Source organism: Natrinema versiforme JCM 10478 (assembly GCF_000337195.1).
GTDB lineage: Archaea > Halobacteriota > Halobacteria > Halobacteriales > Natrialbaceae > Natrinema > Natrinema versiforme.
In genome coordinates this window covers 17,736-42,324 of sequence record NZ_AOID01000060.1, presented here as the reverse complement: position 1 = coordinate 42,324, position 24,589 = coordinate 17,736, and the positions used below count along the sequence as shown (strand labels likewise).

General features: G+C 51.0%; 18 protein-coding genes and 3 pseudogenes. 9 read left to right on the top strand and 12 right to left on the bottom strand.

Annotated features, from left to right (window positions below):
* The first annotated feature begins 1,395 nt into the window (after nt 1-1,395).
* The 3 genes from C489_RS18345 (at nt 1,396) to C489_RS22335 (ending at nt 2,582) form a co-directional block, all read left to right on the top strand.
* Nucleotides 1,396-1,698, top strand: a complete 303-nt coding sequence (locus tag C489_RS18345) for a hypothetical protein (RefSeq protein ID WP_006432857.1) — start codon at nt 1,396-1,398, stop codon at nt 1,696-1,698.
* Entirely contained in the window at nt 1,699-2,211 is a 513-nt protein-coding gene (locus C489_RS18340) for a hypothetical protein (protein WP_006432856.1), read from the top strand.
* Nucleotides 2,212-2,438: 227 nt separating this feature from the next.
* Nucleotides 2,439-2,582 (top strand): DUF7563 family protein, encoded by a 144-nt coding sequence (locus C489_RS22335; RefSeq protein ID WP_006432855.1) that lies wholly within the window; start codon nt 2,439-2,441, stop codon nt 2,580-2,582.
* A gap of 363 nt (nt 2,583-2,945) precedes the next feature.
* Here the strand turns inward: C489_RS22335 and C489_RS21055 are convergent, their stop codons facing one another.
* On the bottom strand, nt 2,946-3,185 hold the full coding sequence (locus C489_RS21055; RefSeq protein WP_083902843.1) for a MarR family transcriptional regulator: 240 nt from the start codon (nt 3,183-3,185) through the stop codon (nt 2,946-2,948).
* 737 nt (nt 3,186-3,922) lie between these two features.
* Here C489_RS21055 and C489_RS18335 point away from each other — a divergent pair.
* Complete coding sequence (locus C489_RS18335; RefSeq protein ID WP_006432853.1) at nt 3,923-4,672, top strand: HNH endonuclease; 750 nt, start codon at nt 3,923-3,925, stop codon at nt 4,670-4,672.
* Between the two features lie 2 nt (nt 4,673-4,674).
* Here the strand turns inward: C489_RS18335 and C489_RS18330 are convergent, their stop codons facing one another.
* Nucleotides 4,675-5,805, bottom strand: a complete 1,131-nt coding sequence (locus tag C489_RS18330) for a glycosyltransferase family 4 protein (protein WP_006432852.1) — start codon at nt 5,803-5,805, stop codon at nt 4,675-4,677.
* Nucleotides 5,806-5,907: 102 nt separating this feature from the next.
* Here C489_RS18330 and C489_RS18325 point away from each other — a divergent pair.
* Nucleotides 5,908-6,311: pseudogene (locus C489_RS18325) on the top strand (sulfatase-like hydrolase/transferase); the annotation flags it as partial.
* Here C489_RS18325 and C489_RS22925 read toward each other — a convergent pair.
* Both C489_RS22925 and C489_RS22920 read right to left on the bottom strand, forming a co-directional pair.
* Nucleotides 6,277-6,519, bottom strand: coding sequence for a glycosyltransferase (locus C489_RS22925; protein WP_275039582.1), 243 nt, complete (start codon nt 6,517-6,519; stop codon nt 6,277-6,279). The pseudogene C489_RS18325 and the gene C489_RS22925 sit on opposite strands and share 35 nt — an antisense overlap.
* Before the next feature lie 72 nt (nt 6,520-6,591).
* Nucleotides 6,592-7,023: pseudogene (locus tag C489_RS22920) on the bottom strand (glycosyltransferase); the annotation flags it as partial.
* Between the two features lie 305 nt (nt 7,024-7,328).
* Between C489_RS22920 and C489_RS18315 the strand changes: the two are divergent.
* Nucleotides 7,329-8,441: a glycosyltransferase family 4 protein gene (locus C489_RS18315; RefSeq protein WP_204366755.1), complete on the top strand. Its 1,113-nt coding sequence runs from the start codon at nt 7,329-7,331 to the stop codon at nt 8,439-8,441.
* 7 nt (nt 8,442-8,448) lie between these two features.
* Here C489_RS18315 and C489_RS18310 read toward each other — a convergent pair whose 3' ends face one another.
* The 3 genes from C489_RS18310 to C489_RS21045 form a co-directional block, all read right to left on the bottom strand.
* Nucleotides 8,449-10,044: an alkaline phosphatase family protein gene (locus C489_RS18310; protein WP_006432848.1), complete on the bottom strand. Its 1,596-nt coding sequence runs from the start codon at nt 10,042-10,044 to the stop codon at nt 8,449-8,451.
* 43 nt (nt 10,045-10,087) lie between these two features.
* Nucleotides 10,088-11,491 carry a sulfatase gene (locus C489_RS18305; RefSeq protein ID WP_083902842.1) on the bottom strand — a complete coding sequence of 468 codons (1,404 nt, stop codon included), beginning with the start codon at nt 11,489-11,491 and terminating at the stop codon, nt 10,088-10,090.
* 146 nt (nt 11,492-11,637) lie between these two features.
* Nucleotides 11,638-12,762 (bottom strand): glycosyltransferase, encoded by a 1,125-nt coding sequence (locus C489_RS21045; RefSeq protein ID WP_083902841.1) that lies wholly within the window; start codon nt 12,760-12,762, stop codon nt 11,638-11,640.
* Between the two features lie 327 nt (nt 12,763-13,089).
* On the opposite strand from C489_RS21045, the gene C489_RS21715 reads away from it, so the two are divergent.
* Nucleotides 13,090-14,964, top strand: coding sequence for a hypothetical protein (locus C489_RS21715; protein WP_152423193.1), 1,875 nt, complete (start codon nt 13,090-13,092; stop codon nt 14,962-14,964).
* Nucleotides 14,965-15,020: 56 nt separating this feature from the next.
* Complete coding sequence (locus tag C489_RS21040) at nt 15,021-16,142, top strand: glycosyltransferase family 4 protein (RefSeq protein ID WP_083902840.1); 1,122 nt, start codon at nt 15,021-15,023, stop codon at nt 16,140-16,142.
* A 102-nt stretch (nt 16,143-16,244) separates the two neighbouring features.
* On the opposite strand, the pseudogene C489_RS18300 reads toward C489_RS21040, so the two are convergent.
* The 5 genes and pseudogenes from C489_RS18300 to galU all read right to left on the bottom strand — a co-directional run bounded on the left by C489_RS18300 (nt 16,245) and on the right by galU (nt 22,872).
* Nucleotides 16,245-17,424: pseudogene (locus tag C489_RS18300) on the bottom strand (ISH3 family transposase).
* 50 nt (nt 17,425-17,474) lie between these two features.
* Nucleotides 17,475-18,377, bottom strand: a complete 903-nt coding sequence (locus tag C489_RS21035; protein ID WP_006432841.1) for a glycosyltransferase family 2 protein — start codon at nt 18,375-18,377, stop codon at nt 17,475-17,477.
* Nucleotides 18,378-19,765: 1,388 nt separating this feature from the next.
* Entirely contained in the window at nt 19,766-20,713 is a 948-nt protein-coding gene (locus C489_RS18295) for a glycosyltransferase family 4 protein (protein WP_006432840.1), read from the bottom strand.
* 312 nt (nt 20,714-21,025) lie between these two features.
* Nucleotides 21,026-21,970 (bottom strand): UDP-glucuronic acid decarboxylase family protein, encoded by a 945-nt coding sequence (locus C489_RS18290; protein ID WP_049891059.1) that lies wholly within the window; start codon nt 21,968-21,970, stop codon nt 21,026-21,028.
* A complete protein-coding gene (gene galU / locus C489_RS18285; RefSeq protein WP_049891057.1) occupies nt 21,967-22,872 on the bottom strand; it encodes a UTP--glucose-1-phosphate uridylyltransferase GalU in 906 nt (301 codons plus the stop codon). Before galU ends, C489_RS18290 begins: the two co-directional genes overlap by 4 nt.
* A gap of 213 nt (nt 22,873-23,085) precedes the next feature.
* Here galU and aglM point away from each other — a divergent pair, with 213 nt between their 5' ends.
* On the top strand, nt 23,086-24,390 hold the full coding sequence (aglM, locus tag C489_RS18280) for a UDP-glucose 6-dehydrogenase AglM (protein ID WP_006432837.1): 1,305 nt from the start codon (nt 23,086-23,088) through the stop codon (nt 24,388-24,390).
* Nucleotides 24,391-24,589 lie beyond the last annotated feature (199 nt).

Here is a 24,589-nt window from a genome sequence, read left to right as displayed (position 1 = left end):
ACCACGCCAATGAACCGCCTTGTACCGCTTATGGTCATGCCGATACCGAGTCCGACGTTCAGCCCCACTGGCGGCATGATACATGGTGCGAGCGCATACCCGCGTCTTTAGGCACGGGAGGAGGTCAAGCTGTCATCAGGCCACATCAGCTCCGATACATCACGGCGAAGGACCATGATGAATCGTTCAGCGACGCCATGGCGCGACTCAGTAGTGAACAAGCCACTCCGAAACCTTCGCGGCGTCTTCGCCGACGATCAGGTGAGCGAGATACGGACGCCATTGAGGTTACCCAATGTCGATACAGCCGTCACGCAGGGCCGAAAATTTGCCGCCGAAAGTAGCCCGGTGATGTTCCCGTTGCTGCCGTCTTGGAGTGCTCTCTCGGCGGCGGACGGGAACGACTCTGTAAAGAGCGCCATCCGGCCGAAGCGGCCCTCCCAAGAACAGGCCCTCTTCGGGCAGGTGTCATCGGCTGACTTGACGATCACACTTGCCAGAATTTTGTCTCTTTCTCGAGGAATGTGGAGGCCAGTTACTGATAGATATGAATGATTAGGTCATGCTTCAGTAATAGACGGAGTTATTAACTACTGTCAGCGCACCGGTCCACCCACTATTCTCAAACATCCAATCAAACCTAATGAGGAAACCTATCGTACGCGAGCTGATAGTAGTGGGGATGAGTCACATCGAGCGAGCGCAGAGCGGAGGGTGGAGTCTGGGCTGGGCTGGTCCAGAGCGAAAACGAAGGTCCCGGAACCCAGCGACGCGTCCCGCCACCGACTGTGCCCCAGGATTCCGACCGTCGATTAGGTGAGACGCACGCGCGGTCGAGCTACCCCACTCCGAGCCGGCCGACGAGTCTGCATCCGCTAATCCGGTGGTCGGCCTCCTCGTCTCCAAGCAGTGCCAGCACCTAACCCGGGGGTACCGCAGCGGCATGGCCGACGAAGTCAGCAGGACCGTGGCGAGGATCTCTGTCTCGACGCCTTGTGCGCCTGTTTGGTCGCCGCCGGACGGTAACCCATCCGGTTCGCGCCGTACTGGCGGTCAGCCAGTATCCAAGTATGGGCCTGCGCGTTCCGGGGTCGTGTGCGCCCAGACCATCGCTGTCGTCATCGCGGGTGGTGCCCCGGCAGTCAGGCGTCGATGGTCCGACATCCCGCCTGTCGGAGACCGCTGGTCATGCGAGTAACTCGGCGGATACGCTCGCGAAGTATTGCGTCACGGCAACCTCGCCGGCCGCGGTGATCCACCTAGTGCTGCTTCAACCGTGAACAGATGAGTCGATACCGATCCGCTACCGTGTTAGCCTTGAACTGTTCCGAAGCTAAAGACCTCACAACGTACACACGGCAAGGGCTAAGTGGGTTGGCTCACACTGTACACATAATGAGTGGCGATAAGAAGCGCGTCCAGTTTCGGGCGCCCCACCGGCTCGTCGACCGAACCGATGCACTCGCGGACGTCCTCGGGGAGGACCGGACGGATATCCTCGTGACTGCGCTCCGGGAGTACCTCCAAGAGGCCGCTCACGACGATGCGCTCATGCAGGAGATCGCGGCCGCCTACTACGACGACGAGATCTCTTTCGAACAACTCAAAGCGCTCGTCGGTGCCGAAGAGGCGGCGAACCTCCGTGTGCTGAAACAGCAATTGGACGAAGCCTTCATCGACACGGTCGCCGACGCATAGATGTCACGGCTTGTCGCAGATTCCTCCGCCCTCGTGAGTCTCGGAATCGCCGTCAGCAACGATCCCGATCCACTCTCGATCTGTTTGGCCCAATACGACGTCGTCGTCCCAACAGCAGTCATCGAAGAACTCCGGGATATCGCCTCGTACGACGACGTTCACGGTCGTGCTGCAACTACTGTTTTCGACCAAGAAGATACACTCGAGACACGGTCAGTCGACCTTGACACCGAGTTTCCGCTTGATGACGGCGAGAACGCCGCTGTTACCCTGGCGAACGAACTCGATGCTGCGCTCTTCCTCTGTGACGAGTTCAACCAGCTTGGCTTGATCCACGCGTCGCTCGCTGATACCCGACTCGTCACGACACCGACGCTGCTCTCGGTCCTCGTTCGAACTGAGCAGTTGTCTGCTGCTGATGCTCGGATGCTCCTCGACGAGATCAGCGATGCCCGCAGCTGGGACGCGAATAGCTACGTGCAACGGGCCCGCTCGTTGCTCGAAGAGTCCTGACGGTGTGGCGGCCGCGCTGTCCGCCCGGGGTACTCGGCTGCCGCGATGGAACTGCGGTGTGAAGCGACCGCTGTGTCGTGTGGATTGGGGTGTCGTGGCGCAGGCGGCTCGCCACCGGTCAGAGTAACTCGCCGCGGCGATCGGGGCTGCGACGGCGCTCCCGCCGGCCGGTCCACGCCCCACAGTGACCACCACGATTATGACGTGTTATTGTGAAATACTATTATATGCCAACCTGTAGCGACTGTGGCGAGTTCGTGACGCGGGACTTCATCCGCGTGTTCGGCGTCGGGGGCGAGGTCGACGGCTGTCCGGCGTGTCGGACCAACCGCGAGCTGGGCGACGGTGACGCTGCCACACGCAGTGAGTGATGCAGCCTCGAGGCAGGCACGCTCGGTTGCACCTTGGTACCTGGCAGCGGCAGAGGAGGCCCGTCTGCGGGCCGCTGGGTGCCAGCCCGCACGGCCATTGCTGCTGGTCGCTGAATCGACAGGGGGTTGAAATCGCTACTCCTAGCAGGCAAGCGTTCGCGAGGCTGCAGTCCCGAACCAGCCTGTTGTCAGATCGATGCGCCGCACGATACACTCAAAATCGTCGTCGAACCTCATGATTATCGGACTGTCCGAAGATATCGACGGCATCGGTGAACACGGATGCTGCCACTCCTACTACGGGGCTATGTACTGGACTACCCTACGATCACTTGTCACGGTAGAGTTCGGTAGGACACGGTGTTAGTCTTCGCGAGGATCGTCAACAAATTCGTATAATCCACCTTTGTTCAATCGGCGAATCCAGCCTGCATTAGTGAGGTTTCGGAGGGCATATTCAACTTGCCCCTTTTTTAGATTGGTTTCCTCTCGAAAGAACTGCGGATTTGCGCGCCCCCACGGCTTATCGGATTTTCGCCCTTCTTTAAACAGTTCGATGATGATTGCCTCCCGTTCGTTCGGCTCATAGCTTTGGTTAACCATAGTGATATATGCTGTATCGTAGAACATAATACTACGCTAAATACTAAACAATCAGCTTAGCCTTCAGCTAAGCAATTCGCTTAGCAAAATACTAAGTAGCTGGATGAAATAGAATTATGTGAGAAGCGCGGGCTGTCATAGAAATTCTGTGGCCCAGTGCTGGAACACTGGACCGCGCTTCTCGGGTGAGAGAAGCAATGATAGCTACAAATCCGATCGACAAAAGAGATTGCGTTAACGAACGGTACGATCACGACTGGTGTGACGGTCCGAGAGGGGACCGACTGGCCTGTTTTACATGCTTCAACTTGGCACACCAACCGAAGGAGGGGAGCGATGACTAGTGACAATGCCGGTCGACACCAGTCGACGACAAACGGGGCACTCAACAATGAGACAACGGTCACCGCGACCCCGGAAGCGGTGTTAGCGGGTCATCCTGTTGGGCCGCGTGCCAACGGCGCCGTCTGCATCGGCTGTGGCGAGGCGCTCCACGAGACCGATATCGTGTTCGCGTATGCGTATCGCTGTGCCGAAGCAGCAGACTGGGTTGTCTCTCGCCTGTACTGTCTCGAGTGTGCGCCCAGCAGGGTTCGGTCGCCAACGCTCGGGGTGACGGAGGTAGTAGTTGGTGGTCGACTTGGGACGATTGCGCTGCCCACGGCGCGAAGTCATCGTCTCTGTCTCACTGAACTAGCAGTTCGAGCATACAGTCACCCGACGGAGGGCTGTGCGCCATGAATCCGAAATGGGATCTGTCGGAGGTTTTGGACGAGGAGCAAGACGTGGATACTAATCCCGTTGAGTTCGACGTGCCAGCCTCACGTAGTTACGACTGGGAAAAGCGTGCCACCGAGATTAAGGAACGAGATAATTACGTGTGCCAGCGCTGTGGCAATCACAACGGGAACTACGAGAACTATCCGTTGACGATGGAGGCCCATCATCTCGTCCCCGGAAAGTATCTTTCAAAGCCAGATGCTCGCGTTGAGCTGAACCTCATTGCCGTCTGTGAATCCTGTCACGGCTATCTCGAAGGGTCCCATATCGAATGGCAGTTGAATGAGATTGGGCGCGACGATGCACTTCAAATCCTCTCCGTGTTGAAGGAACGAAGTCTCTCCCCATATCTCCTCTCACAAAAGCTGGAGACCTCGGAAGACTGTGTTCGATCACTTGTCTCTCAACTCGAGCGGATGAACTGTGTAACTGCTCAGGGAGGGGGACGGTATCGAACAGTGTGTCCCGCAACGGCGAAGTCGACAGCCGACAGAGTAAGACTCCGATGGAAGCAAGAGCAGGCAGTCCGACGGTCGCTTGAGGAGACGCTGTCCGAGTTTCGACAAACTCTGACGACTGGTCTCGATGAGTTAGAGTCTACACTTGAGGCCGGTGATCGAGATCAGGTCGAGGCGACACTTGAACGGCTACAGAATACAATCAGAACTACCAATTTCGAGGAGGATATCACTTTGAACGATAGGTGAAGTTACCAGTTGTTGTTAATTGCCCGGCGGTAACACTGCTCTGCCTGTTCGGCGACGGTATCCCAGTCATACCGTTGAGCTCGAGTCGTTGGTTCCGTGTTCGGGCGCTCACCTTTGAGGGCGCGCTCAAGCACACTAGCAACGTCATCAACAGTTGGAGATGCGAGGAACCCCGCGTCGCCGATGACTTCAGAGGCGGCAGACTCGGAATGGTCCGCTGCAATAACGGTGCAGTCCGCTGCCATCGCTTCCGCGAACGTGATGCCAAATCCTTCCCGGGTGGACGGTGAGGCGAAGATATCCGCTGCGCGCATGTGGGCAAGCACGTCGTCGTATTCCTCGAGGAAGCCGAGCATCGTCACGCGATCGGCGTGCTCGAGAGTTTGGACCTGTTGCTCGAGGCGGTCGCGTTCTGGGCCATCACCGATGATTCCCAGCGTGGCATCAGGGGCTGTGTGGGCGACGCGGTCGAAGGCCTCGAGGAGGAGGTCGACGTGCTTGTCGTCGATGAGCCGACCGGCGAAGAGCACGGTGAAGCCGTCCTCGACGGGCTCCGTCGTCTGGATGCGTCCGACTTCGATACCGTTTGGGACGACACGGACACGACTGGAGTCGATCGACGCGAGGCGCTCGGCCGTCACCCTCGAGACGGCGATCGGATACTGCGGCGTCTTGGCAGTGAGCCGCTCGATCGCCTTTCCGAAGGGCGCGAGGGTTCCGAGGTAGTCGTCCCAGTAGTCGAGCCAGACCTCGTGCCACGTGGTGACGAGCGGGGTATCGGTAGCGAGTGTTGCGAGTTTCGACGCGAGCACTGGGAAAAACGGAAAGACGGAAGCGACGACGACGTCGTGCTCGTCGATGTGGCGGCGGAGAGTGGGGATGACTCGAGCCGAGAAATCGATCGCTTCCGTGATCGATCGGCGATTGTCCGTGTAGAGGTCCGCTGGGGGAGCGGCGGCACGGAGCGTGATGCCATCGTGGGTGATCTCTTCGGGCCCGTCCCAGAAGTGGCGGCCGTAGATAGTGATGTCGTGACCGTCTGCGACGAGTCGCGTTCCGATTTCGTGAATTCGCTTCTGGGCACCCCCCGTCACGAACGGATACACGACATTGGACACGAAAGCGATATCCATCGCTGACTAGTAGTCGAGCGGATATTAATGCCCTTACGGTGTCACCCGATCGTCCTGTCTTCGAGTCTAAATTATAACACCCTCCTCCAGTTCTCACGAGTAATGACTGTCGAACCGGACAACGTGATCCTGCTTTCGGCGGACGCTCTCCGGGCGGATCACCTCTCCTGTTATGGCTACCACCGGGACACGTCGCCGGTACTGGACGAACTCGCCAATGAGTCGATTCGGTTCACCCAGGCCTACAGCGCGAGTTCGCATACGCGCGAGGCGGTCCCGGCACTGCTGACGGGAGAGTATCCCGACGTCGCTATCGATTCGAATTATCGACTCGCGACGGACACGATCGCGTCTCAACTCTCGGAAGAAGGCTTTGCGACCAGTAGTTTTCACTCGAACCCGTTCGTCTCGAGGGTCTACGGCTTCGATAGCGGGTTCGACGACGATCTCCCTTCGGTCAGCACAAGCTCATCACATTGGCCCAGCGGGCGCTCGACAAGTTTCGGAGATATCTGACGCACGCATGTGTGCGTCGTTGTACTCCTCGAGGAAGCCGAGCATCGTCACTCGATCGGCGAGGTCCAGGGTTTGGGCCTGTCGCTCGAGGGCGTCCCGTTCCGGCCCATTGTCGATGAGACTCAGCGTGATGTCGGGATCGGTTTCAGCGACTCGATCGAACGCCTCGAGAAGAAGATCGACGTTCTTGTGCTCGATGAGTCGGCCAGCGTAGAGGACATCGAACCCGTCTTCGGCAGGTCGGGTTGTTTCGATCTGCTTGACATCGATCCCGTTGGGGACGATCTCCGTGAGGCGGTTCGCCGTGACGCTCGAGATGGCGATCGGATGGTGTGGCATTTTCGCGGTGAGTCGTTCAACTCCCTTGCCGAAGGGAGCCAGTCGACCGAGATACTCGTCCCAGTAGTCGAGCCAGACCTCGTGCCAAGTCGTGATCAGTGGCGTGTCCGTTCCGAGTGTAGTGAGTTTCGATGCGAGAACGGGGAATAGGGAAGAGGGACGCAACGATAACGTCGTAGTTTCGGCGTTTCGTCGGAGATAAGGGAGGAAACGCACGGAGAAGTCGACCGCTTCGGTGATCGATCGTCGTTCGTTCTTGTAGAGTTCTTTGGCGGGCGCGACTCCGTAGAGAGTGAGCGCCTCATAGTCCATCACTTGCGGTCCGTCCCAGTAGTGACGACCGTATACTGTGACGTCGTGGCCCTCAGCTGCGAGTCAGGTTCCGATTTCGTGAATCCGCTTTTCGGCCCCGCCGGTGACGAAGGGGTAGACCACGTTGGAGACGAATGCAACATTCATTGAGCGGGAGTTCCGACGGAGACATCAATTCGGTTTTGGTTGCGTCCTGATGGTCTGTCGGTGAAATGTAAAGATATATCCGGCTCTGTATCCCCTTCCTGAGTGATGGACGACAGCTGGGACCACGTAATTTCCCTCTCGTTTGACGCTTTGCGAGCGGATTATCCTAGTCCTGGCGCATAACAATGACAAATAGAATGAAGGTTGCGATGGTTATCGACGATTGGTGGCCAGAAACTGGTGGCGGACCAGTACACGTTCGAGAACTCTCCCGATCACTCTCAAAGTATTATAATTGTGAAGTCGATATTTATACTCGAGCGCTCAAGAAAGACGGTGAGCGGTACGACACCAACAAGGAGTATCAATCGGAGGACGTCAGGATCCACCGTCTTTCCCCCTGTACAGAATACTGGAATCCGATCGGACGAATTACCTCGATGGCAACGCCACTCCCTAGCCTCCTTTCCAATGACTACGATATTATCCACGGACACACGTTTCTTCCCGCCGTTCCCACGCGTCTTGCAGGAATTGCAACCAGAACACCGACTGTTTTCACTATCCACGGAACGGCATTAACAACTGGAGTCGGACGAGATAACTCCGCTCTCTCGGGTATCAAACGGCTCATAGAGAAACAGTTCGTTCTCGGCTTCGATTACGATTCTGTGATTTCGGTGAATAACGAGCACGTTGGCCTCCTCAGTGACCACCATCCTTCAGTTCACGCGATACCGAACGGTGTCGATTACGAATGGTTTTCGGTCGATAGCAATCGAACGGATGATTTTCTGTATCTGGGACGTCTCACTGCACGTAAGCAAGTTTCCGACCTGATTCAGGCGTTTGCCGACGTGAACAACGATTACCCCCATGCGAATCTTCGGATCGTGGGCGAGGGTCCGAAGCGGGAGGATCTCGAGCGACAAACAAAGTCACTCGGTATAGAGGAGTCCGTTTCATTCGAGGGACGAGTCTCCGACGAAGAGGTGCCACACCACTACGCCTCTGCAAAGATGTTCGTTCTTCCATCGGCCTGGGAGGGACACCCGCTTACGTTACTCGAGGCCTGGGCAGCAGGGACACCAGTGATCGCACGAGCGGTCGAAGGGGTCGAAGAGTTCGTTGACCACGGCGAAACGGGCCAGCTTGTGGCACCAGACTCCATCGAAGCCCTGTCGGATGGAATGAGATTCGCGATAGAAAATCCAGACCGAACGCGGGCGTGGGGGGAAACTGCCCGAGACCTCGTCGAAAAAGAGTACTCCTGGGAAGGTGTCGCGGAACGAACGCACGAGGTGTACCAGGACGTCACATGAGAGACGATTACTCCATATACCCGAGATCTGCTAACCGGTCTTCAACATTGGACATGTCAGTATCCGATTCGCGATCCGAATAGTTCGAGGCGATATCGTCCCAGTCCACTCGTTCCAGATCTTCATTCTGCTGGGTTAGCACTCTCCCATCGTTTCGAGTGTCGATCGGGATTCCCAATTCTGCCGCCACTGTTGGTGCAATGTCGTATATCTCAGGTTTGTCAGTCGTATCAAGCGGACGGTTCGAGAGAAGAATCCCGTCCGGCTTATGATTCTTGTGAGAATATCGACGGAACGTATCGAGTATGGAGCCACTCACGTCGTATCGATATTCCCGAGGGAACAAGGAGATGTCAGGGGCGTCATCAAGATGGTCACCATCGTATACCTCTTCACACGGACGAACGTCGTCGAAGACGAGATTTCCCTCCGGATCTCGCACCCGAGTTAGCTTCTCGATGAGCTTCGAACGGACCGTTTCATACTCATCCTCTGATACCATGCCATCGGGATCACGACCCTCGACATTGAGGTGAATGCCAAGACTATTGAAATAGAGTTGATAGGCTGTCGAGTTTGGGTGATCGACGACTTCGTTCTGTGCTGCAACGAGGGCGTCCTCCGGGAGCACTCGCTCCACGAACTGAGCGAGACCAACTGCATCAAGGGCACGATGGATACGCCGCGGTGGCAGGCCTACTTTCGAGGAGGTCTTTGCCGCTAACCGGACCGCAGCGCCGAGGTTCGTTTCCGAGGATTCCTTCCCCTTCAGTACGCCCTGCTTCTGCTGACCGAAATACTGTGGTTCTCCTTCTATCGTCTCGCAGTATCCCTGTTCCTCGAGCCACGAGTTGACGTAGAAGGTCCAGTCGTAGTCGCCCATCCCGTGGTCCGAGGCGACGAGGACCGTCGGGTCGTCGGCCAGATCGATGATATCCCCAACGAAGCCGTCGACCGCCTCGAGAATCTGTCGGATCTTCTCGCGGTCGTCAAGGTCGTGGAAGATTGAGTCGGTGACCTGGAACTGGACGGCCATAAGGTTCCAGTCGTACCGTTCATCGAGGAACCGGGCTACGTTCCGGCGATGACGAGCGACGTCGACGTACTCCTCGACAGCGTTGTCCTCAGTCCCATACTCGGGATAGATGACGTACTCACCATGCTCAGACTCGTACTCCTCTCGGAGATGTTCAGGATGAAAGGTGATGTCCTCGCGCGCGAGGTAGCCCGGGACGACCGCGCCGTTCTCGAGGGCCGGGGCGGGGTGGGTGACCGGGTAGTTGATGACGAGGGGAGTTCGGTTCTCGGCGTCGGCCGCCTCGAAGAGGTACGGTGCGTCGACGTCCGGCCGCTCGATGAGTCGCTTGTTGTAGCCGTCCCTAGTGAAGAAGTCGAACACACCGTGTTCGCCCGGGTTCCGTCCGCTGAGGAGGGACGGCCAGGCACAGGGAGTCCAGGGAGGGTGGGTGCTGGAGAGGTCCGTGGCCGTTCCGTTTTCGCGCAACTCTCGGAGGTTCGATAGTGTGTCATCCTCGATCCAGGTGTCGATCTCGTCCCAGTCGAGGCCGTCGAGTCCGATGAGGATGACGTTGTCTGCGTTCATGTGTATTAAATCTCAAACCGTTGCAATAGTCTCTACGACATGGTTACGTCCGATAACCAAGATCTTTCAGTCGTTGTTCTACGTCCTCGGAGAACTTTCCATCGATGCTCGAGAGTTCCGCTGGATCAGTATGAAGCCCTTTAGCCTGGTCTTGGAGATCCGGGTAGTCGTTTCCATCTAGTGATACTCTCTCCCCCGGGTCTTGGACGTAATCGAAAGCAACGTCAGGTGCTGCCAACGGTGAGGAATCGTCGACCTCATCAATTGGTGCGTGACTGATGAGTTTTGTCTGGGAATTACGAACGGAGACGGTATGTCCGCGTTCGTCGATTGAGTCCGAAATCACGGGAGTCGATTCATCGTCCATTGGGTCGAAGATTGACTCTCTGCCGCTGAACGTCGGAAAGTCACCGTCCGGGAGGTCGAGGACTTCCGCGATGAGCTCGTGGAGCCAGGCGAGGGAGAAAGGCGTAGAGACTCGTCTTGCGTCCTCGCCAGGAATTCGGACTAACAGCGGTACATGGAGAAGATCGTCGTACAGGTGGTGGCGTGGGTGACCGTAGACTCCGTCGCGGTCGAAGAGCACCTCTCCGTGATCGCCCGTCACGATGAGCACCGTATCATCCCACTGGTCTTGTGCCTTCAGGTGCTCGACGACCGAGCCGATACATCGGTCAACGTAGCGAAGGGCACTATCGTACATCGTATCGTATCGCGGTTCGTGTACTCGGCCGGCTCGCGCTGCGTCCCAGAGGAGGTGTTTGACTATCCGATCGCTTGCACAGAGTCCACCCTCTCTGATCAACCGCGGGTTGAGTGGGGCGTGTAGGTCCATGAAGTGAGTCCAGGCGAAAAATGGCTCTGACTGGTTCTTGAGGTCCTCGACGAACGCCTCTGTGAGTTTTTCCCCGGGAATCGTCGGCCAATCTCGAAGGTGCTGGAGATACCGATAGGAGACGTACGGGAGCGTGTACGGGTTGAGAACGGACGAGTAGTTGCGCATCCGTTCGCGAAAGTCGTACATGAGATCTGCGAAATCGAAGCCACCGTCCGACGATTTGGAGTGATCTGTTGGCCCTGCCCGGAGGTTTCGGAACGACTCGAACCCGCTGTCAAAGTTTCGTTCCGTCACCAGATGCGGATTCGTTAGGGTCGCAATCGTCTCGTACCCCTGGTCTCGAAGGTGAGTAGCGAGGGTTTCCGAATCGTCTTCGAGTGCCTTCCAACCAACACTATCACTATAGTACGACCCATTGTGGGAATGCTCTCCGGCCAGTATTCCTGGAAAAGATTCAGTCGTGTAGGGCCCAGTAGCGTACGTACTATCAAAAACGATAGATTCCGAAGCGAACTCGTCAAGAATTGGAGTCGTCGGACGGTTATGTCCGGAAAATCCACACCGATCGTAGCGAAAGCAATCTACTGTTATAAGTATGATGTTCTTCATACACTAACTGAACCGTCAATCGTAATAATAATAGCTATTTACACTGGTCTGCAAAGGTTATGTAGTAACTGAATAATAGAGGCCACCATCATAAAAAAATACCCGCTTATGAATTTAAAATTCATATCTCATTCCATTATGTACTTTTATACTAATTCAAGTACTTCAAGATACTGATCTGTGATCTCCTGAACCGTAAAATCATTAGCTCGATCTCGAATCCTATCTTTATTATTATCGTTATCTAAGGTTTTTTCGATTGCACCAGATAGTAGATCTGGCCTCTTAACTGGAACGAGTTCACCATATTCGCCATTCTCAAGGATTTCAGCAGGACCACTTGGACAATCTGTTGCAACAACTGGACATCCACAAGCCATAGCTTCTACAATCACATTACCAAAACCTTCCCATTTAGAAGAAAGAACAAAAACAGAAGCGTTTGCCATATAACGAAACGGATTATTTACAGAACCAGGTAATTCAACTAATGATTCTATCTCTAATTCCGATATGAGTGATTCTAACCTCTCCCGCTCTGGACCTTCTCCAAGAATTAGCAATCGAGCGTCTCGTTTATCAACTACCCTATTAAATGCCCTTATTAATGTTCGAAAATCCTTTTGTGGATGTAATCGACCAGCTGCTAAAATCACGGGTGTATCATCTGACTTAAACCATACATGGTCAACATTCATTCTAGATTTAGAAATCAGATCATCTGTGACAACGGGATTATAAATTGTGTCAATGGAGGTCTCCCTTTTCAGATAGCCTTTCAGATCATCAGCCACTCCATTGGATGTGGTGATAATGTGGTCAGATTTAGGATAGAGATTTTGTATTAGGAATTTAATTGGTGTGGCCCTATAGCATGGTTCTCGGTCTAATTTTCTGGAAAGATGGTTTCGCTCCCCAATTACTAGTTTGATGTCTTGTTTGGCTATCTTAGCGGCAACCAAAGAAGTTATATTAGCATGAGTCATGAACGATAGTAACTTACCAGTATTAGTTTTTTCTAGGTGTTTTGCCAAATATGGAGAAGTTGGTAAAAGAGTATATTTGGTAGGGTCTGGTGAGTCTAATGTTACAAGAGTCGTATCGTCCGGGATATCAGATTTAAAACCACCGTCTTTCCTAGCCAAGATAACTTCAGTGTCTATCCCCCGTTTTGTTAATTCATATAACATATTTACGGACATTCGTTCTACTCCACCAATCTCTAAGGCAGGCAAAAACATGGAGACTTTTTTCACACCGTTGTTTGACATGGGATTGTGTTGCCAAAACAGTGCAGACAAATTAAAACCTATTATTCAATGTGGCACTGTCTAGTTCTGAATCTCCCCAGCTGGTGTGTTTCCATCGAGCGATTGATGCGGTCTCCGACGGTTGTAGCGGTCGCGATCCAGTCGATACACCCACTGAAGCGGTCAATTTTGGCATGGACACCACAAGATAATACCACTCCGACTTCCACGCTTAACGAAACAGCACCAGAAAGAGAACCCAAGAGTTTAAGTATCCACCAGAAATAGATCGGCCTTACAGGAATTATTGTTACGTGAAAATACGCATCAATTCCAAGATATTTCAATATGATAGATAAAACCAAAGTCATCTTTGGTCTTTTAATAGTTGGATCAGCAATTGCTGCCTTCGCTATATCATTTATTTTAAGTCCTCCTCTAGCCGTGAAATCAATGTATACAACCATTGGATTTTCTACATCACTAGGAATATTATGGTATGTGGGGTCAGCCTACGCTAATGATTCCACTATAAGTGCTGTGAATCAGGTTCAATATCAAAAATTAACTATTATAATTGCATGTGTGTCTATAATCCTACTAATTTTTGGTCCTATATTGGTAGTATATTTGTTTTTGATACCTATTGGATATGCCTCTCTTATATACCAATTCATCACTAGAAATGATGTCACCAAGGGGATGATATTTCAGCTAGTGATTTTGTTTTTCATAAACTCATATTCGAAAATAGAAACAACTTATTTTTATATAGGAAATCTAGATCTGATTAAACATACCAAATATATAAATGATCTATTGTCAGAAGGCGATCCCTCTGCAATCACATCTTCTTACTCTAGTTTTCCAGGGTTACATGTTTTGTCAGGGAGTTTATCGATAGTTGCTGACATCCAACCACATGGATCCATTCTTATGATAGGAACTCTATCTTTTGCCGCCTTGCTTGGAGCACTCTATACGTACATCAAAGTCTATACGAGTTCTGTCCGTATAGCATATCTTTCAGTGATATTTTTATCAGTATCAGAGGGGTATCTTTTCTTTTCAAACTACTTCTTCCCTCAATCACTTGCACTAGTCTTGGTATTCTTTTTGATCTTCATTGCCACTAGCTCTTCTAAACGTTCTCAGTCTGCATTCGTAATCGCAGGAATTCCTCTTGTATTCTTTTTAATAGTTACACATCATTTCACACTACTTCTCATCTTGCCGGTACTGTTTATTTTATACATATTTGACATATACGCTAAAATATATACTGATTCAAAACCATATATATCAAGCTTGAATTGGACCTTGATTTTATCGTCTTACTTACTTGCTCTCTATTACTGGGGCTACGATGCAACGGAATTCCTAAATACATTTGTAGTAATATCCACGAGTGTTCTTAGAACGTTCACATCAATGGGAGTGAATACTGGATCTGGTGGGGAGAATATTTATTATCTAGGGATCAATGAAGGTGGCGAAAGAATTGTCGATTCTCTTGGATGGCTTTTTGGAATTAATGGAGTTTACCAATCACTATTAATTTCTATTTTGTCTTTAGGTTTCGTAAAGGTGCTGCAGAATATAAGTATTCGACAGAATATGTTTCCACTAGCCTGTCTAGGATTTCTTGGGTCGGTGTTAGTATTAGATACTCCCCTTTCGGTTACAGCACTTATCAGGTTAGCATTCCCACTTAGCATTTTTGTATTCATTGTGGCTGGATATGGAACATATGAAATTATTGGGAATTATGAAATCAGGAAAGGTATCCCGATCATAATACTAATATTTGTGTTCAGTGCTACAGGATCAATGGTAGCTGCTGACGATGTTCAAAATTATAGTGGAACCGAATACCCTAATCAAGCGTCAATCTCTGAAGAGGAATATAGGCAGTTAGAGTCTGTCGCAAAATTCAATAACCAGTATGGTAAAAAACCTCTATCCTCTTTCAGTGTAACGCAAGAAATGCTTGAGTTGTTTGGTACCACAGCAAATAGTGAGCTCTCTGTTCAAAACTCATCTCTTGACTCGACTAATAAAATTGTATATAATGAAAACTGGCCTAGGTACCAGCTGCGTCATAACAGTGAGGGCCCGTATCTAAGCCAGATAAGAATGTCAGAAGAGTGGCTTCAGGAAGATATAGATAGGTCGAATAAAATATACGATTCGAAGGAGATCGGCATAACAGAGACTAACTGAGAGGTCTGCAGTCATCATAAACTACATATGAGTGGAAAAGCGTATATTGTTTAGAGATGGTTGAAATAGAGGAAACAATGTCAAAAGATGATAGAATATCAGTTCTTTTGATGGGAGATAATCCCAAAAATCCATATATGGAGCTGCTGAAATCTTCCTTGAAGAAAAGAAATGGGATATCAGTTAAAGGTATAGATTGGCCAATTATATTACCATTAACTCGCACTGCTTTTTCAAATTCAAGCGCAGATGTAATGCAATTAGACTGGGTATTTGGCTACTATATGACTGATAACTTTACTAGCTATAAGTTCCTTGATGATCTAATCACCTTTTCACGAGCTGCTTTCTTCTTATTCGATTTGCTTCTTGTCTCTTTTTTCTCTATCTCAATTGTTTGGACAGTTCATAATAAGCAACATCATGAAAAGAAATATTCGAAAACAGAAAAACTGATCAATGAAGCTTTGTTTTTAGTTTCTGATGGAGTAACAGTAAAATGTAAGTCTGCGTCGGGTACGTTATCTAAGATGTATAGGAATGCTAAACCAAGTAAAATGCACGTAGTTCCAGACGGTAACTATATGGGGGCATATCAGAATAACGTTGGAAGAGAAGAGTCCAGAGAAGATTTAGGAATTACGAGTGATTCGTTCGTCTATCTTTATTTCGGACTGATACGAGAATATAAGGGCGTGCCTGAACTAATATCGCAATTCAGCGAATTGCCATACAATGATATCGAATTGTGGGTTGTTGGTCAACCCTGGAATGAGAAAATTGAGCGGGAACTCAGTAAGTTCGACGAACAAGTAGATGATCTTCAGATTGTACCGAAGTATATAGATGATGAAGATGTACAGAATTATATGAATGCGGCAGACGTTTTAGTTCTCCCATATCGGGATATTCTCAATTCAGGATCTGCACATCTAGGCCTCTCATTTGGTGTCCCAGTCATAGCACCCAAAATTGGCTGTATACCAGCAGTCTTCCCAAAAGAAAACAAGTTCTTGTATGATCCAGATGTAAAAGATAGCCTTAAGGTACAGTTGGAAGAAGTCTATAATAGTACCGAACTTAAGTCAGTTAGTAGTGCGAATTATGAACGCGCTTTAGATCAAAATTGGGATGAGACAGCCAGGAAATTAGAAGAGGTATATCAGTATTCTATTTGATGACATTCATATCAACGGTATTAGTTTTCATTCTATGGATACGAGCTCACAAATTGGTGGGTGCTCGGGGGCAGTCAGCCGCCGACGTGACAGCGTTGCCACTCACGGTGAGGCTTCCCGGCCGGCGCTTAGCGGTGAAAACCGATCGTTCGGTAGCCGATTTGTGGGGACGACCTGAGGCACCGCGAGGGCCATCCACACTGCCCGTCAGATCATGTTGATGAACTCCTTGAATGACTAGGACAAGAGGCGACACCTGCCATGGCAGGATGTCGCTACGTATTCCCAGTATAGATACCGCCAGACGTTCTGCAAGAGCAAACTCACTACGACGTACGACAGCCGTACGACCGGACCTTGCATCGATATCGTCGCAATACTCTGCTCAGAGAGCCGGTAGCTGGCCTTGATACCGAAGCGTTTCGCGTAGTGTATCAATCGTCTCATGATATCTCGATGAACGGCTCGTCAACGGCATAGCCGTGACGCGCCACTCCGTATTCGTCGTATCGTCCGTTCTGGTTGGTACAGTGGATGTAGACGGGAAACTCGACGGTCACAACTGGACCGTCGAGTTACACTATCATATCGTGCTGGATTGCGCGGCTCCATCCTTCCGAGAGTTTCTGCTTAATCGTTTGTTCCCACCGAACGATCAGTATCACGTACGTGTGAACTGAAGCAATATGGAACACTTACTGTCGTAGAGTTCACGGTCAAGATAGACGGCTTAACACCGAAGTTGAGGCCATCGAGAACACCAAGAAACGCTGCAAGGACGTTGCTGGCAGTGTCTCCATCTTCAAGATGGGGCACTGCCAGCATGAATCGTTTGTTCGTTACACGCGTGTAGAGTGTGGCATAGGCGTGGAAGGCATAGTTCCATGTTTCGCTTCCGAGTGATAGAGACCGTCTGTCTCGTCTTCGTCACCATAGTAGGGGTGCAGGTGGAGGTCAGCCACGACCTCCACCTGTTCGGAGAGAATGTCAAGAACGTCTTTCTGAAGCAATGTGTTGCCGATTCGTTCAACCGATTCCAGGTCAAACTTCTCTCGGAGGGGATACAAAACTGTGTTCTGGTAGGGGAATCTTCGCTCTTCTCGCAGAGTGTCAAGATTGAGCTCCCGTCGGCGCAAGCGACGACAAGGACCTTGTGAACGTCTTCAGATGTCGTTCGGCGTTTGAAGCGAGGTTGAGAGTGACTTCCTCGTCAACGTGTGACGAGGAAGTGATGGAACTGGTCTTCGTGGATTGGATCGTCTGCTTGCTTCTTGAAGTGCATATCCTCAGCAAGCAGACGTTCCCACTAACTATCATTCTGAAGTGCTAATTCTATGGATAAGGCCCTTTACCTTTCACTTGTCGAAGTCCATCTACTGCACCTTGATAGAGAGAGTGAAGTGATTTATAACGTTTATTGTATAGTCTTAAGGTTGACTCCCAAACAAGATCTTTCATATACCAAAGTGGGTACAATGGGCTGATACGGTCTTTAAATTCCTGAATAAAAAGCAATTGGTTTCGTGTGTTATAGTAGGTAGAAGTTCGGCTGTGCCTATCTCCCGTACTTCCTCCTCGTTTATGATAAACTACTGAATCGGTATCTGTAATGAGTTTATATTCATTGTTACGGATTCTCGTACAATAGTCTACATCTTCATAATAGAGAAAATATATCTCAGGTAACAATCCTACCTCTTCAAAAATTTCAGATGGGAATAGGGCACAGCAGATAGGGAGGTACTCATTAGATATTTCTTTTTGATTTATAATAGGAGGGTTTTGATGATGGGCTTTTCCACTGTTCCAATCAATATATCCTTTCCAGAACCAGATATCATTTGTTTTTGGATACGACTTTATTAATGGAGAGACTGCACCAATCGTGATATTATTATCTAGCTTGCTAGTCAACTTATCTAGTATTTTGCTATCTTTGATGACTACATCATTATTGAGCAACCAAATGTATGCAGGGTCTTGTTGTAATGCGATTTGAATTCCAGCGTTCATACCTCCTGCAAAGCCAAGGTTTTTATTTGTCCGTGAAACAGTCACCATCGGATATTCCGATTCAATTTTCTGATCAGATTTATCTGTCGACCCATTATCTACAACCAGAATGTCAAGTTCAGCATAACCTATTGATAATAAACATTCAATACACGAGGAGGTGTCATCATAATTATTCCAATTAAGGATGACTGCAACAACAGTCTCATTAGATGAGGTCATTAGTCTCGTACTGGTAGGAGAAAACTGATAAAGCTTCTTCTGCTAGAAGTTAGCATGCATCTCTTGTTTAAGGACCCAAATACTATTCTTGGATCTATAAATTCTTGATCTACTACTTAAACAACGAATCTCATCCTGAGTCTGATCTTGTGAGCCTCAGTCAGCACAGTAGCAAGAATATTACGAGAGAGTCTTACTCTCCAGCGGAACTAGCACTCGCCGCCAGCCAATAATCCACACGGTCTTGAAATAGTTCGTGCCCGCTGCGAACAAACCGGCCCTCAAGTACGTGAGCAAGGACCTCAAGGAAGTCGATGTCATCCTCAACTACAAAGGGCTGCGAAGAGATCGGAACTGCTCGGCGACGGCAGTGACTAGGCGTCAATATTACGTAAATCATCCAAGGAAATCCGTTGGAATTTACCTGTACCGCGAGTTGCGCTCAAGATTTCGTCAGCAATGACGATCAACCTGTTTTTCGACAGATACTGCGAGGAGATATCGGACAAACGGTTCGAAAACGGTGCGTCAAACAGTACAACTACAGTACATTAGTCTCAGTGGTAGACGAAATTGTCACAGTTGTCACAAACAGATAGCTGTGATTTCAGTCACTGGAATTTGGCATGAGTGTATTTGTTAGTAATGGATAACCGAGACGCTCATCAATTTTATCGCCAATTCAATGAGGATCGGTAGTGAACTTGCGAGAAAGACGCCTTCAAGAAGGGAGACGACGAAAATACCGAGAAAGAGGGAAAAGCGTAGCTAGCCCAAACACGCGCCAATTTTCGGCTAAAGGGGTGGATATCGTGTAGAAAATACAGTTCGAGAATGCTTGCAATTTCCGCGACAGTGAGAGCACTTCCCGTGGCGATGCTTGCTCCAAGAATCCCAAGAATGGGTACAAGCACCACATTCAAAATACCATTAACACAAACGAGAAACACCGTATTTAGGAGGGTGAGTCAAGCATGTCCGAGTCCTTCAAACATCATTCCTTTAGGTCCGAACGACCATTGAGAAGATACCGCTTCTGGCTACGTCAACATGTTCAATGAGATTCCAAAGTAGATCGCAGCGGCAGATATGATTGTAGTCCCTCAGCGTGATATCATGGCGGCCAGAGGACAGTTACCTGCGATGCCGATAGCGAAACCGGTAGTAGCTACTGACGTCTCTGATCTACTGAATACCTTTAATGAATGTGAGTGATCGTCAATTCCGAGTACCGGAACAACTCCGTGAAGCGATTCTCAGATTGTTCTCCGACGAATCGTTATGAATTCAGTTAGGCAATACTGCTCGGAGACGGTGTATCAAGCAGTACAGTTACGATGCACTAGCGCCTCTATTAGATAAGGTAGTTTCAGACCTCTAAAGAGTAGTCAACTAGTGATGATTGATTCGAACTCTTCAGCAGTCTTCTCCCAGCGGAATTGCTGAATGTATTCCCTATTTCTCTCTTTCATGGATTCAAGGCGATCGGGTGACTGGAGTAACCGTTCGACTTTCGAAACGATTGCGTTTACATCTCGAACCGGTACAAATTCGACCCCCTCCTGTGGCGTGTAGTCACGAACTGCACCGACGTCTGTCGAAACGAGGGCGTTACGGCATGCCATTGCCTCCATCGGTGGCATCCCGTATCCTTCGACCCAACTCGGGTAGACGAATATATCCGACCTAGAATATAGGTCACGGATCATCTCTTGGCTGGGATCCTCTTCGAACTCCACAAAACGAGGTACCTGAGAGGACTTACTGCGACCGAACATCAAGAACTCTATATCCTCGTTTCTTCTATGGAGTTTCTCGAAGGCAGCGATCGCTTGTCGGTCACCTTTTTCCGGGGAATTTCGATAGAGAGCCAGTACAGTTTGTTGCTCCGTTGTGGTTGACGGGTAAAACAGTTCGTGATCCACCCCGTACGAAACGGAACCGACAGAATTCTCGCCAAGCTGATCCAGTATCTTTTCCTCCCACTCGGAGGTACGGATGATCCGAACGGGGAGAGAGTAAGATTCGTCAACTAAATCCTTGTATTGCGCTAGGTGGGGGTCATCAGGAGTGACATCTGCCATTGCAATGGAAGGTGAGCCATTGAGACTCTCTACCTCTTTCCAACAATCGAGGTCGTTCCAAACGGGCCAGATCTCGTAGTGCTGCATGAAATAGTATTCTTCTCCTTTTGACGGCGGTAGTTCACTGGCGGTGTAGGCCGTTGGCCATGAAGTTGCGATTAGAATATCACCGTCTCGTACCTGCCTCTCCAGAAGGGCCTGACAGGAGTTCTGGAAACAGACAACTTTCTTCACAGGAACGTTCAAGTCCATCCATTCTACGGAATTGCGAGTTCTGTTGAGAGCATTAATGCTGGCACTGGCTAGTTTGAAAAGATGATTGGATCGTCGTACGTGTGCTTCTGGTGGAATTACTGGGTAATATAATACTACATCATGGTTTCGTTGTAACCTATTGGCGATTTCATAGATAACTCGAATTCCACCGCTTGGACCGAGAACCGGAATCAATATATTTATCTTCATAAGGTGGTCACCAGTTGGAGTACTCGCTCCTCCTCCATCGGTTCTACGACTTTTCGGAACATATTTTGTGAATTGATTGTCGCTTATATCCTCGCTACTCTACAATCGGAGGTCACAGTGTTCCCTGAAATACTCAATCGACGCTTCCAACCCATCGCCCAGCGAAACCGTGGGCTCCCAACCGAGATCGGAGCGGGCCTTCGAAATATCGGGACATCGTACCTGAGGGTCCTGTGGAGGGAGTGGTTCATGCGTGATATCGCTGTCACTACCAGTGGAATTAATAACGAGTGCGGCGAGTTCGTTGATCGTCCGCTCGTCGGGGTTGCCGATGTTCACAGGAGTTTGTACATCTGAGTGCAACAGCGCGAGCAGTCCCTCGATCATATCCGAGACGTAGCAGAAACTCCGGGTCTGGTCACCGTCCCCATATACGGTCAAATCCTGACCGGTCAACGCCTGTCGGACGAAGTTTGGGATTACTCGGCCATCGTCGATTCGCATTCGAGGGCCGTACGTATTGAAGATTCGTGCAATTCGAACGTCGAGACCGTGTTCCTCGCGATACGCACGCACGAGGGACTCACCATAGCGTTTCGATTCGTCGTAACACGACCGGGGACCATACGGATCGACGTTTCCGCGGTAGTCTTCCGGCTGTGGATTTACTTCGGGGTCACCGTATACTTCGCTTGTCGACGTAAAGAGGTACGTTGCGTCTTTTTCTTTCGCCAATCCGAGCGTCTTGTGCGTGCCTAGCGCCCCGACTTTCAGTGTCTTAATTGGATGCTCTCGATAGAAGACCGGCGACGCGAGACTTGCCAAGTGGAGGACCGCATCCAACTCTCCGGAGACGTGGATGAACTCCGTCACGTCGTGCTCATGGAAAAAGAACTGATCGTGTATGAAAGCGTCGTCTAGATTTTCTATTTGACCACTGACGCGATTATCCATACCTATAACCTCATGCCCATCTGCCAATAGTCGGTCACAGAGATGGGACCCAAGAAATCCAGCTGCACCGGTGACGAGAATACGGCTCATTGCTCTCTCTCGTAGACCAGATCTTCATCGGACTTACGCTGGAGCTGTTCGTCAAGCAGTTGTTTGATAGCGTCGTTCATCTCCCCGTGGTCGTGCTTGAGTGCCATTTCGACGTTCGCCTGTAGCCAGCTCGGAATGTTCCCGATGTCGTAGCGATCACCGTCGAGTTCGACGCCCCGAACGGTATCGAGTGCGCGAATCGCATCCGTCAATTGGAGTTCGCCGCCAACCCCAGGCTCCGTCGCCTCGAGGATGTCGAAGATCTCGGGCTCGAGAACGTACCGCCCGGTAATCGATAGGTTCGACGGGGCGTCCTCCTGTGACGGCTTCTCGACGAAGTCGGTCACGGGAAAACTACCGGACGTTGACGCCGTGTCGTCAACGTCAGCGACACCGTACGATGGTACCTGCTCCCAGGGAACGCGTTCGAGAGATATGACCGACGAATCGTGTTCTTCAGCCTGTGAGATAAGCGTCTCGGTACATGTTGTGTCGTTCTCGATGATCGTGTCTCCGAGTAGCAGTGCAAACGGCTCGTCCCCGACGTGCTTGCGGGCGTAGAGAACCGCATCCCCAAGCCCGTTTCGCTCTTTCTGCCGGACGTAGTGGATATCTGCAAGGTCCGAAATTTCTCGGACGCGCTCGAGTCGATCCGATTTGCCAGCGGCCTCAAGTTCCTCCTCGAGTTCGTATGACTTGTCGAAGTGTCGTTCGATCGCCTGTTTCCCCCGGCCGGTAATAATGAGAATATCGTCGATACCTGCTTCGACGGCCTCCTCGACGACATACTGGATCGTCGGCTTGTCGAGGACGGGCATCATTTCCTTCGGTTGAGCCTTTGTGACAGGGAGGAACCGCGTTCCGAACCCCGCCGCAGGAATGATAGCTTTCGTGACCTCCATGAATTGTTCCCCTATCTATGCCGAGGATAGATACGTTTTGTCGTTACGGCCAAGTGATAACATATGAATTGTCTTCTACTTGTTAGATGAAATCAATCAAGGTCCGATAGCCTTGCATCTCCTGAGCATCGGTTAGACTAATTATTTAGCCACTAAACGAAGACACAAGATACCGGATCCTTCTTGTGCGGTACGGAGAAAACGGATTACAAGATGCGTCTTTCTGTCATCGGAAGCGGCTACGTCGGGACGACGATTGCGGCGTGTTTCGCCGATCTCGGACACGAAGTGGTGAATGTCGACGTTGATCAGGGGATCGTCGACGTGATCAACACTGGCACACCACCTATCCACGAGGACGGGCTCCCGGAACTGCTCGAGGCCCATGCGGGTGAGGACGGCACTGGTCGGCTTCGTGCCACCACAGATTACGATGCCGTGCTTGAGACAGATGTGACGTTTCTCTGTCTGCCGACACCACAGAACGACGACGGGAGTATTGACTTGTCGGTTATGGAGACCGGTGCGACTCAGCTCGGAGAGACGCTCGCGAAAACGTCCGACTGGCATACGGTGATCGTGAAGAGCACAGTTGTTCCTGGGTCAACGGAAGACACGATCACGCCACTGCTCGAGAGTGGAAGCGAGAAAATTGCGGGCGAGGAGTTCGGCGTCGGAATGAATCCGGAGTTCCTCCGTGAGGGAAGTGCGGTGAGCGACTTCCTGAACCCCGACAAGATCGTCCTAGGGGCGGACGACGACGGTGCCCAGAGCGATATGCACCAGGTGTTCGAACCGCTCATCTCGACGGCTGAGACACCGATTATCGAGACGGATACGCGGACGGCCGAGATGATCAAGTACGCGAACAACGCTTTCCTTGCCGCGAAGATCAGCCTCGTGAACGACCTCGGAAACATCTGCAAGGAGTTTGGAATCGACGCCTACGAGGTGATGGCGGCAATCGGGCGTGACGATCGCATTGGCGCGCAGTTCCTCCGCAGCGGCGTCGGCTGGGGCGGTTCGTGTTTCCCGAAGGATGTCGCCGCCATCCGGGCCGCCGCGCGCAAAGAAGGCTACGAGCCGGCCATCCTTGAGGCCGCCGTCGACGTGAACGACCACCAACCCGAGCGATTGGTTGACCTCCTCCAAAAACACGTCAACCTTGATGGGGCACGAATTACGGTACTCGGTCTCTCGTTCAAGCCCCAGACTGACGATATCAGAAACTCCCGTGCGATTCCCGTCATCGAGTTGTTGCGGGAGCGCGGAGCTGAGATCATCGCCTACGATCCGGTTGCGGTTGACCCCATGCGGGAGCGATTCCCCGCACTCGACTACACCGCGACCGCCGCCGACGCGCTGGAGGACAGCGACGGCGCGGTCATCGTCACTGACTGGGACGAGTTCGCAGCCCTCGATGATGCGTTCGAGACGATGGCGAATCCCCTCGTCGTCGATGGACGGCGAATTATCGAACGGCGAGATGGAATTACTTACGAAGGACTGACCTGGTAACCATCCGGCCACCGACTGAGGAATAGTCTATGGTCAACTGTTAGTAGTAAAGTCCTGAATCTCAAGTCCATAGTGGATGACCAGATCGGTTCGCCGAACTACTGAGCGATTCTGCCACGATATCCGGTCATGGATGGATCAAACCATTATAACCTCAACTCAAAGACTAGCTGAGGGCCAACTCAATATCATACTGTTT

Excerpts from the sequence above, each read along its gene's own strand:
- C489_RS18305 (WP_083902842.1), bottom strand. The coding sequence starts at position 11,491 with ATGAAGAACATCATACTTATAACAGTAGATTGCTTTCGCTACGATCGG.
- galU (WP_049891057.1), bottom strand. The coding sequence starts at position 22,872 with ATGGAGGTCACGAAAGCTATCATTCCTGCGGCGGGGTTCGGAACGCGG.
- C489_RS18290 (WP_049891059.1), bottom strand. The coding sequence starts at position 21,970 with ATGAGCCGTATTCTCGTCACCGGTGCAGCTGGATTTCTTGGGTCCCAT.
- C489_RS18315 (WP_204366755.1), top strand. The coding sequence starts at position 7,329 with ATGGTTATCGACGATTGGTGGCCAGAAACTGGTGGCGGACCAGTACAC.
- C489_RS18295 (WP_006432840.1), bottom strand. The coding sequence starts at position 20,713 with ATGGACTTGAACGTTCCTGTGAAGAAAGTTGTCTGTTTCCAGAACTCC.
- C489_RS21715 (WP_152423193.1), top strand. The coding sequence starts at position 13,090 with ATGATAGATAAAACCAAAGTCATCTTTGGTCTTTTAATAGTTGGATCA.
- C489_RS18335 (WP_006432853.1), top strand. The coding sequence starts at position 3,923 with ATGAATCCGAAATGGGATCTGTCGGAGGTTTTGGACGAGGAGCAAGAC.
- aglM (WP_006432837.1), top strand. The coding sequence starts at position 23,086 with ATGCGTCTTTCTGTCATCGGAAGCGGCTACGTCGGGACGACGATTGCG.
- C489_RS18330 (WP_006432852.1), bottom strand. The coding sequence starts at position 5,805 with ATGGATATCGCTTTCGTGTCCAATGTCGTGTATCCGTTCGTGACGGGG.
- C489_RS21035 (WP_006432841.1), bottom strand. The coding sequence starts at position 18,377 with ATGACCTCATCTAATGAGACTGTTGTTGCAGTCATCCTTAATTGGAAT.
- C489_RS18310 (WP_006432848.1), bottom strand. The coding sequence starts at position 10,044 with ATGAACGCAGACAACGTCATCCTCATCGGACTCGACGGCCTCGACTGG.
- C489_RS21045 (WP_083902841.1), bottom strand. The coding sequence starts at position 12,762 with ATGTCAAACAACGGTGTGAAAAAAGTCTCCATGTTTTTGCCTGCCTTA.
- C489_RS21040 (WP_083902840.1), top strand. The coding sequence starts at position 15,021 with ATGGTTGAAATAGAGGAAACAATGTCAAAAGATGATAGAATATCAGTT.
- C489_RS21055 (WP_083902843.1), bottom strand. The coding sequence starts at position 3,185 with ATGGTTAACCAAAGCTATGAGCCGAACGAACGGGAGGCAATCATCATC.
- C489_RS22335 (WP_006432855.1), top strand. The coding sequence starts at position 2,439 with ATGCCAACCTGTAGCGACTGTGGCGAGTTCGTGACGCGGGACTTCATC.
- C489_RS18340 (WP_006432856.1), top strand. The coding sequence starts at position 1,699 with ATGTCACGGCTTGTCGCAGATTCCTCCGCCCTCGTGAGTCTCGGAATC.
- C489_RS18345 (WP_006432857.1), top strand. The coding sequence starts at position 1,396 with ATGAGTGGCGATAAGAAGCGCGTCCAGTTTCGGGCGCCCCACCGGCTC.